Consider the following 12,654-nt stretch of genomic DNA (forward strand, 5'->3'; position numbering starts at 1 on the left):
GGTGACGGGGTGACGGGGTGACGGGGTGACGGGGTGACGGGGTGACGGGGTGACGGGGTGAAGGGGTGACGGGGTGACGGGGCGAGAGGGGAGGCGGGGCGAGAAGAGGGCAGCACCCCGCTGCCGGGCCTGCGACACTGGACGTAAGACGTTTCACCGAGAGGACGACCACCGATGACCGCCCTGCTGCAGCCGACGCCCGACGGGTTCCTCCGTGCCGGGACGCCCCATCTCGTGATCTCCGGGGCGATCCACTACTTCCGCGTGCACCCCGACCAGTGGCGCGACCGCCTGCGGCGCCTGGTGGCGATGGGCTGCAACACGGTGGAGACCTATGTGGCCTGGAACGTCCATCAGCCCGCACCGGACGTAGTCGACTTCGCGGGCATCGCGGATCTGGGCCGCTTCCTGGACATCGCGGGGGAGGAGGGCCTGGACGCGATCGTGCGGCCCGGCCCGTACATCTGCGCCGAGTGGGAGAACGGCGGATTCCCGGGCTGGATCCTCGCCGACCGCAACATGCGACTGCGCAACCGCAACGCACCGTACCTGCAGCTTGTGGACGCCTGGTTCGACCAGCTGATCCCCGTGATCGCCGAGCGCCAGGCGGGCCGCGGCGGCAACGTGGTGATGGTGCAGGTCGAGAACGAGTACGGGAGCTTCGGCGACGACACGGCCTATCTCGCGCACCTGCGCGACGGCCTGATCGCCCGCGGCATCGAGGAGCTGCTGGTGACGTCCGACGGGCCGGCGCGCATGTGGCTGACCGGCGGCACCGTGGACGGCGCCCTCGGCACGGTCAACTTCGGCTCGCGCGCCCTCGAGGTGCTCGCGATGGCGCAGGAGGAGCTGCCCGCGCAGCCCCAGATGTGCATGGAGTTCTGGAACGGCTGGTTCGACCACTGGGGCGAGGAGCACCATGCCCGCACCGGGGACGACGCCGCCGGCGAGCTCGCGGACATGCTCGGCCACGGCATGAGCGTGAACTTCTACATGGCCCACGGTGGCACCAATTTCGGGCTGCGCGCCGGTGCGAACCACGACGGGGCTCTGCAGCCCACCACCACGAGCTACGACTACGACGCCCCGATCGCGGAGAACGGCGAGCTCACCGAGAAGTTCCGCGCCTTCCGCGCAGTGATCGCCCAGCACGTCGAGCTGCCCGCTCTCGAGGATCACCTCGCCCGGCTCGGGCTCGACGCCGTCCCGGCCCGTCTGCCCGCCGCGGAGCTGCCGATCGAGAAGACCGTCTCCCTGCGCGACACCGAACGCTTCGTGCGCAGCGTCGAGGTGCATCCCACGCCGCCCTCGTTCGAGGACATGGGGCTGGAGCGCGGTCTGCTGCGCCTGAGCCGCGACCTCGAGATCGCCGCGGGTGAGCGCGACGGCCGCACCGAGATCTCACCGCTGAAGCTCTATGACCTCCACGATCGCGCCTGGGTGTATGTCGACGGGCTGTACGTCGGCGCTACCGGCGTGGTCGGGAACGAGCAGCGCGAGACCGACCCCGCCACCATCGAGCTGAGCGGATTCGCGGACCGGCTACTGCCTGAGGGTGGCCGCCGCACCGTGCGTGTCGAGATCCTGGTCGAGAACCTCGGCCGCGTGAACTTCGGCCCGCGACTGGGCGAACGCAAGGGCATCCTCGGCGGCGTCTGGCAGACGATCCGCTTCCTCAACGACTGGGAGGCCGACGCCTGGCCGCTCGAGGACATGGGTGACGAGCTCGCGGAGCTGCTCGCGCAGGGCCCCGCCGTCGACGAGCACGCGGCCGACGCAGCGGACGACGCCGCCGAGTCCGGCACCTCCACCGTGCTCGATGACGCTCTGCCCGTGCTGGCCGGCTCCTCCTTCGAGGCCGACGGGCCGGTGGACACCTTCCTCGACGTCTCCGGTGCGGGCCACGGCGTCGCCTACGTCAACGGCTTCTGCGTGGGCCGCTACTGGAACATCGGCCCGCAGCAGACGCTCTACGTCCCGGCGCCGCTGGTGCGCGCCGGACGCAACGAGGTGCTGCTGCTGGACCTGGAGAAGCGGCCGACGCGCCTGGCGCTCGCCGAGGAGCACGTCTTCGGACGCACCGACGGCTGAGGCTGGCCGGCTGGCCGGCTGACCGACGAGCCGACGGCTGAGTGCAGGCGGTCGACGCCATGGCCGTCGGCCGAGACGAGTCGACTCGGCCGACGGCTCCCGGCCCGTCCTCGTGGCGACGGCTGCACCGTCGGGCGATCGACGGCCGTGTCCAGGCGCCCGCCCGTGTCAGGTGCGGTTCGAGGGCGTGACCGGGACGTCGTCGGGCAGGAGCTCCGCGAACTCCTCGAGGATCTGCTTGCCGCCCTTCTCCTCCCACTCGCGGAGCGCGGCCGTGAAGTGGTCCATCGACGCGCGACCCTGGATCACCTCGTCACGGGCCTCGTCCAGCCGGGTCTTGATCTTGGTGCCCAGGCGGGAGTTGGTGGGGGAGTACAGGCCCTTGATCGGACTCTTCTGCGCGAGGGGCAGCAGCTCCTGCTCGATCTCGTAGATGTAGCGGGAGTCGTCGGGGATCGGGTTGTACACGACGCCCTCGCCCGCAGCCATGATCTGCAGGGCGCTCTGCAGGCCGGGAACGTTCTGGGCCCCTTCGTCGGTGAACAGGTAGTTGCCGTCGTCGACCGTGTACTCCTCACCTTCGGTGCCCCAGTTGACCTGCATGTACTCGGTGGTCCCGAAGGGTGCGGAGAGATAGTTGATCACGCTGAGCAGCTCCCGGATGCGGGACTCGTCATCGGTCTTGCGGAAGGGGGTGAAGCCGACGGTGCCGTAGCCCATGTCGTAGGTGGGGATGCGCCCGTCGACCGCGGGGAACGGGATCATGACGTCGGCCCGCAGATCGGGGTTGTTCAGACGGGGCTCCGAGGCGCCGCGCGGCCCCACCGAGACCAAGGCGGCCAGCGTCCCGTTGGCCAGCAGCTGGGGTGCCTCGGCCAGGTTCAGGTCCGGATAGAACGCGCCGGCGGCGAACAGCTCTCGGGCGAACTCGAGCGCCTCGAGGTACTCCTCGGTCTGCTGCGCAGCGGTGAGGCTGCGATCCTCCTCGACCCGGTATCCGTTGGGGACCCCGAACCATTCGCCGATCATGTGGAACGCATTGGGGAGGAACGGTTCGAGCGCCCAGCGCTTGCCGGGGATCGACAGCTCCTGGCACTTCTCCAGGAACTGGGCGGCACTGTCGGCGCTGAAGCCGTCCACCTCCTCCCACACCTCCGGGTTGCCGATGTAGACCTGGCCGAACGGGGTGGAGGGGATGGGGGCTCCCCAGATCCGTCCGTTGACCACGGCGGTGCGCCAGGAGTCCTCGCGCAGAGCGGCGAGGTTGGGGTATTCGAGCACCGCGTCGCCCGCGAGGTAGTCGGTGAGATCGGTGAAGGCGGCCTCCAGCATCGGTCCGATGTTGGGGATGCCCTGGTTCGGCGGCACCCACATGAGGTCCGGCAGATTGCCCGAGGCCAGGGTGGTGGCGAACTTCGAGGGGTAGTCGTCCACCACCACGTCGAGATCGAAGATCCCGCCCATCGCCGAGTTCAGGCGCTTCCAGTAGGGGTTGCGATTCATCGGAGGGGGCGGCGTCTGGAACGTCTGGGTCAGCCCGGTGATGGTGCCCGAGGCGATGGGGGCGTTCGACGTGGTCGTGATCAGCTGATCGGGGACCGTCAGGTACACGTCGTGGAGGCCCTCGGCATTGCCGGGCAGGTCCGGGGTGAGCCCCTCCAGCGGTTGATAGGTCGGCAGGGTGACGTCCGGGACGTCGGGGATCTCCGGCTGGGGACGGGGGCCGCACGCCGCGGCGCCGGCTCCGAGCGCGAGGGCTCCGGCAGCGGCGAGGACGTGGCGACGTCGGGGTTCGGGACGCATGGGGTGCCTTTCTCGAGGGCGGGTGCTCAGCCCTTGACGGCGCCGGTGATGACGCCCTTGGAGAAGTACTTCTGGAGGAAGGGGTAGACCAGCAGGATCGGGACCAGCGCGACGACCACGACGGCCATCTTGATCGACTGCGGGGCGGCGGTCTGCTGCACGCCGAGCTGGTCCGCGGTCATCGACGTGCCCTGGATGACGTAGCTGCGCAGGATCAGCTGGATCGGCCACAGCTCCTGATCATTGATGTAGAGCATTGCGTTGAAGAAGGCGTTCCAGTACGCCACGGCGTAGAACAGTCCGATCACGGCGATCACCGCCTTCGACAGGGGCATCACGATCTGCCAGAGGATCCGGAAGTCGCTGGCGCCGTCGATGCGGGCGGCCTCGAGCAGCTCCTGGGGCAGCGCCATGAAGAACGAGCGCATCACGATGAAGTTGAAGGCCGCGAACGCCGTGGGCAGGATCAGCGACCACAGGCTGTCCAGCAGATGCAGCTCCTTGATCATGAGGTACAGCGGGATCAGACCGGGGGAGAAGAACATGGTCAGCACGATCGCCAGCAGCATCGGCTTGCCGAACAGGACCGGACGGCTGAGGGCGTAGGCCATCGTGATCGTCACGAACAGCGCGATGAGCGTGCCCGCGACCGTGACCAGCACGCTGACCCCCAGCGAGCGGAAGATGAGCGGGCTGGCGAAGATCGTCCGATACGCCTCGAGCGTCGGCTCGGTCGGGAACAGCACGTAGCCGCCGGCCTCGCGGATCTCGGCATCCGAGGCGAGCGAGGTGGAGACCACCACGAGCATCGGCACCAGGATCGAGATCGAGATCGCGAGGACCACGAGCGTCTTGAGGACCGACAGGGCGGGAGAGGGCTTCTCCATCCACGCGGGCCGCTCGGAGCGACCGCCGAGCAGGTCCCACAGGCGCTGGTGGAACCCGCGCTCGTCGGGCAGGCCGGAGCGGGAGGCGGGGGCTGTGCGATCGGTGGTCGGTGCGCTCATTTGCTGCTCCCTCGGTAGATGCCGTCCTCGCCCAGCAGGTGGGCGACCTTGTTGGAGGCGAGGATGAGGATCGTGCCCACGACTCCCTTGGCCAGGCCGGCGGCCGCGCCCATCGACCAGCTGCCGTCGATCACGCCGGCGTAGTAGCTGTAGGTGTCCAGCACTTCAGCGGCCTCGGGGCCGACGGCGTCGCGCTGCAGGATGAACTGCTCGAAGCCGACGGTGAGGATCGAGCCCAGCTGCAGGATCAGCAGCAGCACGATCACCGGGCGCATGCCCGGCAGCGTGATGTGCCAGATGCGGTGCAGGCGGCCGGCGCCGTCCGTCGCGGCCGATTCGTACAGCGAGGACGGGATGGAGGCGAGGGCGGCGAGGAAGATGATCATCCCCCACCCGGCGTCCTTCCAGATCACCTGCAGGGTCACCAGCAGCGGGAAGGTGCTGGGGTTGGTCATGAACGGGATCGTGTCCATGCCGTGCGAGGCGAGGAACTGGTTGATGAATCCGGCCCCGCCCAGCATCTGCTGGAACAGTGCGATCACCAGCACCCAAGACAGGAAGTGCGGCAGGTACACGATCGACTGGAAGGCCTTGCGGAATCGTGGGGTCATCATCGAGTCGACGATCAGCGCGAGGACGATCGGCACCGGGAAGAACAGGACCAGCTGCACCGCCGCCAGCACGAGGGTGTTGCGCAGTGCCACCAGGAACTGCTCGTCGTTGAACAGGTCGATGAAGTTCCACATCCCGACCCACTCGGCCTCCGGGATGGTGATGAAGGGGTAGTAGTCCTGGAAGGCGATGACGTTGCCGAGGATGGGGACGTAGAAGAACAGCAGCAGGCAGAGCGCCCCCGGGATCATCAGCACGAGCATCTGCCAGTCCTTCTGCAGCCGGCTGCGGAAGGAGGCTCGGGGCCTCCGGGGCGCGGTCGGCGCGGCGCGGCTGGTCGTCACCGCCTGCGGGGGCGGCGCGGGCGTCTGCGCGGTCGACGTGGTCACGAGATCGGTCCTCTCGGTCATGACCCCGGAGCGGGGCCGCTCACCCCGCAGGCCTCAGTGCCTTGACAGGGTGAGATCGAGAGTAAATGCTTTCACTACCTTTGTAAATCAGTTCAGCACGGTGTGTCCGTACCCAGCTCCACGATCCCTCGTCACGAGGATGATGGGGCCTGCCCACTGTGCATCTCTTCGAAAGCGGTTCCCTCCATGACTGACCTCAAGATCGGCGTGATCGGCTTCGGCGCCCGTGGCGGCCTCGCGCGGCATGCCCACCTGCCCGGGGAGGGGTCTCGGGTCACGGTCGTGGCCGAGCCGACCTCCCGGGGCAAGGACAAGGCGCGTGAGCTGTTCGGCGACGAGGTCGCCACGGTCGACGACGTGGACCAGCTGCTGGCCGAGCACCAGGTCGACGCGGTGATGATCCTGGCCCCGGACTACGCGCACGCCGAGGTGGCGCTGAAGACCCTCGGTGCCGGGATCCCCACCTTCTCGGAGAAGCCGATGGCGATCCGGGTCGAGGACACCGACGCGATGCTCGCGCTCGCGAAGGAGAAGCGCACCCGCCTGTTCGTCGGCCACAACATGCGCCACATGCCGGTGATCCGGCAGATGAAGGCGATCGTCGACTCCGGGCGCATCGGCCGCGTGCGGGCCATCTGGTGCCGCCACTTCGTGGGCACCGGCGGCGATTTCTACTTCAAGGACTGGCACGCCGAGCGCGCGAAGGCCACCTCCCTGCTGCTGCAGAAGGGCGCCCACGACATCGACGTCATCCACTGGCTGGCCGGGGGCTACACCCGCCGTGTTTCCGGCATCGGCGATCTCGCCGTCTACGGAGACGTCACCGACCGCCGCGACAACTCGGATCGTCTGATGGGCGACTGGTACGACGCGGACGTCTGGCCCCCGACGGAGCAGAAGGAGCTCAACCCCGTGATCGACGTCGAGGACATCTCGATGCTGAACATGACGCTGGACAACGGGGTGCTGGCCTCCTACGAGCAGTGCCACTTCACGCCCGACTACTGGCGCAACTACACCGTGATCGGGGACGCGGGCCGGATCGAGAACATGGGCGACGGCAGCGGCGAGCAGATCCACATCTGGGAGTCCCGACGCTCCGGCCCCGGCCGTCCGGACGCGGTCGAGGTGATCGCCCGGGCCAGCGGTGGCCACGGCGGCGCCGATCCCAGCCTGGTCGCGGAGTTCCTGCGCTTCGCGCGCGAGGGCGGGAGCACCGACGTCTCGATCATCGCGGCCCGCGAGGCCGTCGCGACCGGCGTCTACGGGGCCGAGTCGATCCGCCACGGCGGCATCCCCTACGACATCCCGCCGGTCCCGGCCGACGTGCGCGAGTACTTCGACAACGGCCAGGCCTGACGGGGCCGTGGGAGCTCAGCCGGCCGGAGGGGAGGCGAGGGCCTCCGCCGCCCGGATGCTGTCCTTGTAGCCCTGCGGCATCCGCGCTGCGAGAGCCTCGTCGGCCGTGAACCACCGCAGATCGGAGTGCTCGTCGCTGACCTGCAGGCGAGCACCGTTCGCGGGAGCCGCGCAGTAGGTGACGATGCAGACTCGCCCCAGGTCGCCGAGATCGTAGATCCAGGAGTCCAGGATCGGGCCGACGTCGATCGCGATCCCGGCCTCCTCGAGCAGCTCACGACGCAGCGTGTCCTGGGGCGTGGAGTCCTCAGGATCAGGGCGCCCGCCGAGCAGCTCCCATTCGTCGCGCGGATTGCGGCCGAGCAGCACCCGGCCGGCGTCGTCCTGCAGTACGGCCTTGACCGAGACGCCGAGGCTCATGCATCAGCGCCCCGGGTACGTGCCGAGCGCCCGGCTCCTGCCGCGAACGGCTGCGATCGGTCGAGCTTGAGCAGCGCCCACTCGGCCGACCGCTCGATGCCGTAGACCTCGGCGTACTGGGCGGAGAGCTTCTCGATCCGGGCGGAGATGTCGTGGAGGTCCATCCCGGCACCTTACGTGCGCTGCCGCATCCGCCGCGGCTGCTCCGGGGCCGGGCCGGCATCGGGCGACCCCACGTCAGCCGACGACGTCGTGCGCATGCAGCGCTTCGCGCACCTCGTGCACCGCTGCCGCTCCGGCGTGCAGCGGGAACGATGCGGCGACGAACCCGTCGGGCCGCACCAGGTACAGGCGGTCCCGGCGCAGTCGGCCCCACGGGTCGGGGGAGAAGGCGAACGGCCCCTCGACCCAGTCCGGCACGGCGACCGGCCTGTCGGCGTCCGTGCCGTAGGTGTGCAGCTGCCAGCTCATCGCGCGCAGACCCTCGGCGTTCTCCCTGGTCGGGGGCAGACGCAGGCCGACGGCCGGATCGGCCGCCCATCGTGGTGGCTGCTCGCCCTTGGGCACCGCGTGGTAGCGGATCCGGTACTGCCCGAGCAGTCCGCCGACATAGGGCCCCAGGCGTGTGGAGAGCAGGCGCGGTGCGAGGACGGCCATCACGTCCCGGGCCCGTCGGCGCAGGAACGCCGTCCCGCGACCGGGACGGGCGATCATGCCGAAGGCCTGGTCGGTCCACTCGATCAAGGTGAGCGCCACCGGCCGACGTTCGAGCTCGTACCGGGCCAGCGCCGACTCGGAGCGATGCCCGGAGAGGACGTCGGCCAGCAGATGCGCCAGGTGGTGGGCGTCCTGCAGGCCCGTGTTCATGCCCTGCCCTCCGAGCGGGGAGTGCACGTGCGCGGCGTCGCCGGCGAGGAACACGGCCCCCTGATGGAAGGTGGAGGCGACGCGATGGTGCACGCGGTAGGCGGAGAACCAGTCGACAGAGTCGTAGTCGATGCCGAGGTCCGTGCGCGCCTCGGTGAGGGCCGTCTCCTGGTCGGGATGCTCCTCGCCGTGCAGCCAGATCAGGCGCTTGTGGCCGCCGAGGCCCAGCGGGAACAGGATCGCGAACTTCTCGTTCCCGAACTGGGCGACGAGCAGGTTCTCCGGCAGGCCGGTCACGCCATGGACGTCGGCCACGCAGAATGTCGCATCGTCGGTGACTCCCTCGAACGGCAGGGACAGCTGATGGCGCACGGCGGAGCCGGCTCCGTCGGCGCCGATGCACCAGCGGGCGCGGATCCGCAGCGGACCGTCCGGCCCGGTGACCACGGCTTCCACTCCGGCGTCCGGAGAGTCGGCGTCTGAGGCCAGCGACTCCAGGCCGTGCTGCCACAGCACCGGATGCCCCTCGGTCGCGAGCGTGCGCGCCAGCAGCTCCTCGTTGCGGGACTGCTCGAAGATCTGCACCCCGGGGAACGGCGTCCAGCCCTCCTGCGCCTGGTCGATATTGATCCGGCTCGCCCGCCTCGTCGAACCGGGCTCTGCCTCGGTCGCCCCGGACTTTTCGTGAATCGCCCCGAACTCCCTCCGATCTCCGCGGATCTGGATCCCTGTCCCGGGCACGGCGCCGTCGAGGACCTGCTGCGTGAGGCCCAGCTGGTCGTAGATCTCCATGCTGCGCGCGTGGACCACGAGGGCACGCGACTCACGGGTCGGGCCCTCCTTCGAGTCGATCACGAGCGCCCGGACACCTCGTCGGGCGAGCACGAGGGCGGCCATCAGCCCGGTGGGACCGGCGCCGACGACCAGCACCTCGGTCTCGAGCGGAGCGGCGTCCTCGGTGCGTGTCATGGCGGCAACTCTCTGCGCGGCGATTCCGGATCAGGGCCTGGTGCCACCGTAGTCCCGTGTCCGAGGGTCCGCTGCTCCTGCGGGCACCGGTTCCGGAGCGCACCTCCGAGCCGTGCGATTCCTGCCCGGGAGGGCAGACTTCGCACGGCTCGGAGGTGATGACGGGATGGGGCGGCCGGGCCGCCGCGGGCGTCAGCCCTTCTGTCGGCCGGTGAAGCGCGGATTCTTCTTGTTGATCACGTAGATCCGTCCGCGCCGCCGCACCACCTGGGCGCCCGGCATGCGGGCCAGCGATCGCAGCGAGGAGCGGACCTTCATCGCGTCCCCGCCTCGTCGGGACCGGCGGCGCTCTCGGAGGCAGCGTCGGCGGTCGCATCGGGCTGCGACGCGGGGGCGGTCGTGGCTCCGGCTCGTGCACTCTGCCCGTACCGGCGACGGAACCTCTCCACGCGGCCGGCGGTGTCCAGCACCGTCGCCTTCCCCGTGTAGAACGGATGCGAGGCCGAGGAGACCTCGACGTCGATCACCGGATAGTCGTGGCCGTCCTCCCAGGTCACCGTCTTGTCGGAGGTGCGGGTGGAGCGGGTGAGGAAGGAGAAGTCCGCGCTCGCGTCGCGGAAGACGACGCTCTGGTAGTCGGGGTGGATGGTCGGCTTCATGGGATGTCCTCTCCAGGTGATCTCTCACCGGATCGAGGGTGGTGCTGGGTGCGGCGCCGAAGCGCCGGGGTCACCAGCTGGATTTCGTGATGCCGGGCAGTTCGCCGCGGTGGGCGGCGGCCCGGAAGCGGACCCGCGACAGGCCGAAGGTGCGCAGGTGGCCGCGGGGCCTGCCGTCGATCGCGTCGCGGTTGCGCAGCCGGGTGGGGCTCGCGTCCCGCGGCAGGCGCTGCAGCGAACGCTGCGCCTGGACCTTCTCGGCGAGCGTCGAGGCGGGGTCCTTGAGAGTGCGCTTGAGGATCGCGCGCTGCTCGGCATACCGGGCGACGGTCTCGCGTCGGCGGCGATCGGCCGCGATCTTCGAGGTCTTCGCCATCAGCGCTCCTCGCGGAACTCGACGACGGCCCGTGCTCGCGGGTCGAACTTGCGGGCGGTCAGACGGTCCGGGGTGTTCCGTCGGTTCTTGCTGGTCATGTACGTGTAGCCGGTTCCGGCGGTGGAGCGCAGCTTGATCGTGCCGCGCACGTCGTTCTTGGAGGCCATGGTGGGGATTCCTTTCAGATCTTCTCGCCGCGAGCGCGGGTCTCGGCCACGACGGCCTCGATCCCACGACGGTCGATGGTGCGCAGGCCGCGGGCGGAGACCCGGAGCCGGACGGTGCGCCCCAGCGAGGGGACGTAGAACCGCTTGCGCTGGATGTTGGGGTCGAAGCGGCGCGAGGTGCGTCGATGCGAGTGGGAGATGGACTTCCCGAAGCTCGGTGCGGCTCCGGTGACTTGACAGCGTGACGACATGGTCGATGATACTACTTACTGAGAATCATTATCGTCAAGCAGGAGAGGTGGTGTCGGCGTGCCCGATGTCCACGCGTTCGATCACTTTCAACGATCCCGGAACGGCGGGAATTCCCTGCCTGTCTCCGTGGTCACGGCCATCGATCCGGTGCTCAGGGACTCCCTGGTGGCGAGCCTGCTGCTCGATGTCGAGGGGGCTGTCGAGCTCCGTTACGAGGTGATCGCGGACTCCTCCGCTCTGCGCCGCCTGCTCCTCTCGGTCGACGGCGTGCTCGAGGACGACGCCGTCACTCTCGACCACCCGTGCGTCTCCTGCGCCATGCGGGAGGACGCCGTGCCGACCCTCGACCGGCTCGCCCACGACCCGCGCATCGCGGCCGTCCTGCTCGCCCCGCCGATCAGCGCCGACCCCTCGGTCGTCGCCGGGACCCTCCGGCCCCATCAGGAGACATGGCATCTCGCGAGCGCCGTGGCGGTGCTCGCGACCGGGACCGCCGTCCATGACCTGCTCGGAGCCGACACGCTCGCCGAGCGGGACCTGCAGTGGGCCGACGGAGATGCGCGGAGCGTGGGGGAGGCGCTCGCCGCCCAGCTCGAGTACTCCGACCTGGTCGTCGCCGAGGGCGGGATCGACTCGGCCGGCGGAGAGCTGCTGGAGCATCTGCGCGCCCCGGAGCAGCGGCTGAGCGAGGGGCCTCACGACGTCGAGATCGGCCACGTGCTGGGCGGGCAGCTCGACCATCTGCACGCGCTGCGCCGACGCGACATGCGGTACGTCGAGCCCTACGGCGGGCCGACGGCGCACGGCACCTGGACCCTCGACCTGACCTCGGCCCGGCCGTTCCATCCCGAGCGTCTGCTCGAGAACATCGAGGCGCTGGGTGGCGGTCGGCTGCGGGCGCGCGGCCGGTTCTGGGTCCCGGACCGCCCCGACAGCATCTGCCAGTGGGACGGCGCCGGCGGCCAGGTCTCGATCGGAGCCGTCTGGAAGGCGGGCCTGGACCTGCCCACCACTCGGCTCGTGGTCACCGGGGTCGAGCCGGCCGACGGGCCGCGCGTGCGCGACGCCTTCGGGCGCAGCCTGCTCACCTCGCGGGAATGGGCTGCCGGGCTCTCACCCTGGCTCGGGGCCGAGGATCACCTCGCCCCGTGGCTCGGTGCCCGCGACGCGAACGTCTGACGGACGCGGCGCAGCGGTCGCCGAGAACGAGCACGGCAGACGAACGGTGCAGCTCAGGCGGTCAGAACTCCGGCGCGGACGTAACGCTGACGGAACCTCGCGACCCGACCGGCAGCGTCGCGCACAGCGGCGCGTCCCGTGTGGAAGGGATGGGAGGCGGAGGAGACGTCGACATCGATCACCGGGTACTCCTTGCCGTCCTCCCAGGTCATCGTGGTGGACGAGGTGCAGGTGGAGTTGGTCAGGAACGACTGGCCGGCGCTCGCGTCGCGGAATACGACGGGGCGGTACTCGGGATGGATGTTCTTCTTCATGGTGCACTCCTCGCCTGCTGGCCGCCGTGCCCGAGGTGGGGCGCGGTGCCTGTCGACCCGGCCGCGTGCCGGGATGCGGTGACGAGAGAGGTCAACGACCTCCGGGGTCGATGTATTCCGCCCTGGTCAGAGTTCCGCGCCGGTCAGAGACGAGCCTTCCGGCCTGACA

At 69.7% G+C, this 12,654-nt stretch carries 14 protein-coding genes and 1 pseudogene; 3 read left to right on the forward strand and 12 right to left on the reverse strand.

Going from position 1 to position 12,654, the window contains the following annotated elements; all coding sequences use genetic code 11:
- Positions 1-174 precede the first annotated feature (174 nt).
- The gene (locus tag CIK71_RS12260; protein ID WP_096165970.1) at positions 175-2,091 is read left to right on the forward strand and encodes a glycoside hydrolase family 35 protein; all 1,917 of its coding nucleotides are present in this window, start codon (positions 175-177) and stop codon (positions 2,089-2,091) included.
- Positions 2,092-2,259: 168 nt separating this feature from the next.
- On the opposite strand, the gene CIK71_RS12265 is transcribed toward CIK71_RS12260, so the two are convergent.
- The 3 genes from CIK71_RS12265 to CIK71_RS12275 all read right to left on the reverse strand — a co-directional run bounded on the left by CIK71_RS12265 (position 2,260) and on the right by CIK71_RS12275 (position 5,902).
- Positions 2,260-3,894 (reverse strand): type 2 periplasmic-binding domain-containing protein, encoded by a 1,635-nt coding sequence (locus tag CIK71_RS12265; RefSeq protein WP_096165971.1) that lies wholly within the window; start codon positions 3,892-3,894, stop codon positions 2,260-2,262.
- Positions 3,895-3,920: 26 nt separating this feature from the next.
- Entirely contained in the window at positions 3,921-4,781 is an 861-nt protein-coding gene (locus CIK71_RS12270; RefSeq protein WP_420807331.1) for a carbohydrate ABC transporter permease, read from the reverse strand.
- A 116-nt stretch (positions 4,782-4,897) separates the two neighbouring features.
- Positions 4,898-5,902, reverse strand: a complete 1,005-nt coding sequence (locus tag CIK71_RS12275; protein WP_420807330.1) for an ABC transporter permease — start codon at positions 5,900-5,902, stop codon at positions 4,898-4,900.
- A 207-nt stretch (positions 5,903-6,109) separates the two neighbouring features.
- Between CIK71_RS12275 and CIK71_RS12280 the strand changes: the two genes are divergently transcribed.
- Positions 6,110-7,282 carry a Gfo/Idh/MocA family protein gene (locus tag CIK71_RS12280; RefSeq protein ID WP_096165974.1) on the forward strand — a complete coding sequence of 391 codons (1,173 nt, stop codon included), beginning with the start codon at positions 6,110-6,112 and terminating at the stop codon, positions 7,280-7,282.
- Positions 7,283-7,297: 15 nt separating this feature from the next.
- Here the strand turns inward: CIK71_RS12280 and CIK71_RS12285 are convergent, their stop codons facing one another.
- The 8 genes and pseudogenes from CIK71_RS12285 to rpmB all read right to left on the reverse strand — a co-directional run bounded on the left by CIK71_RS12285 (position 7,298) and on the right by rpmB (position 10,991).
- On the reverse strand, positions 7,298-7,702 hold the full coding sequence (locus tag CIK71_RS12285; RefSeq protein WP_096165975.1) for an NUDIX domain-containing protein: 405 nt from the start codon (positions 7,700-7,702) through the stop codon (positions 7,298-7,300).
- Positions 7,699-7,866 carry a nucleoside triphosphate pyrophosphohydrolase family protein gene (locus tag CIK71_RS17765; RefSeq protein ID WP_176485640.1) on the reverse strand — a complete coding sequence of 56 codons (168 nt, stop codon included), beginning with the start codon at positions 7,864-7,866 and terminating at the stop codon, positions 7,699-7,701. The genes CIK71_RS12285 and CIK71_RS17765 overlap by 4 nt, the downstream gene beginning before the upstream one ends.
- A gap of 73 nt (positions 7,867-7,939) precedes the next feature.
- The gene (locus CIK71_RS12290; RefSeq protein ID WP_096165976.1) at positions 7,940-9,538 is read right to left on the reverse strand and encodes an FAD-dependent monooxygenase; all 1,599 of its coding nucleotides are present in this window, start codon (positions 9,536-9,538) and stop codon (positions 7,940-7,942) included.
- A gap of 192 nt (positions 9,539-9,730) precedes the next feature.
- The gene (gene ykgO, locus CIK71_RS12295) at positions 9,731-9,856 is read right to left on the reverse strand and encodes a type B 50S ribosomal protein L36 (protein WP_096165977.1); all 126 of its coding nucleotides are present in this window, start codon (positions 9,854-9,856) and stop codon (positions 9,731-9,733) included.
- Between the two features lie 95 nt (positions 9,857-9,951).
- A pseudogene (locus tag CIK71_RS12300) lies at positions 9,952-10,197 on the reverse strand (type B 50S ribosomal protein L31); the annotation flags it as partial.
- A gap of 70 nt (positions 10,198-10,267) precedes the next feature.
- Positions 10,268-10,573, reverse strand: coding sequence for a 30S ribosomal protein S14 (gene rpsN / locus CIK71_RS12305; RefSeq protein WP_096165979.1), 306 nt, complete (start codon positions 10,571-10,573; stop codon positions 10,268-10,270).
- Entirely contained in the window at positions 10,573-10,740 is a 168-nt protein-coding gene (gene rpmG / locus CIK71_RS12310; RefSeq protein ID WP_096165980.1) for a 50S ribosomal protein L33, read from the reverse strand. The genes rpsN and rpmG overlap by 1 nt, the downstream gene beginning before the upstream one ends.
- Before the next feature lie 14 nt (positions 10,741-10,754).
- Positions 10,755-10,991 (reverse strand): 50S ribosomal protein L28, encoded by a 237-nt coding sequence (rpmB, locus tag CIK71_RS12315; protein ID WP_096165981.1) that lies wholly within the window; start codon positions 10,989-10,991, stop codon positions 10,755-10,757.
- A 127-nt stretch (positions 10,992-11,118) separates the two neighbouring features.
- Between rpmB and CIK71_RS12320 the strand changes: the two genes are divergently transcribed.
- Positions 11,119-12,171: a GTP-binding protein gene (locus CIK71_RS12320; RefSeq protein ID WP_245857540.1), complete on the forward strand. Its 1,053-nt coding sequence runs from the start codon at positions 11,119-11,121 to the stop codon at positions 12,169-12,171.
- Positions 12,172-12,224: 53 nt separating this feature from the next.
- Here the strand turns inward: CIK71_RS12320 and CIK71_RS12325 are convergent, their stop codons facing one another.
- On the reverse strand, positions 12,225-12,485 hold the full coding sequence (locus tag CIK71_RS12325) for a type B 50S ribosomal protein L31 (protein ID WP_096165982.1): 261 nt from the start codon (positions 12,483-12,485) through the stop codon (positions 12,225-12,227).
- Positions 12,486-12,654 lie beyond the last annotated feature (169 nt).

This window comes from Brachybacterium alimentarium, assembly GCF_002332425.1.
GTDB classification, from domain to species: domain Bacteria; phylum Actinomycetota; class Actinomycetes; order Actinomycetales; family Dermabacteraceae; genus Brachybacterium; species Brachybacterium alimentarium.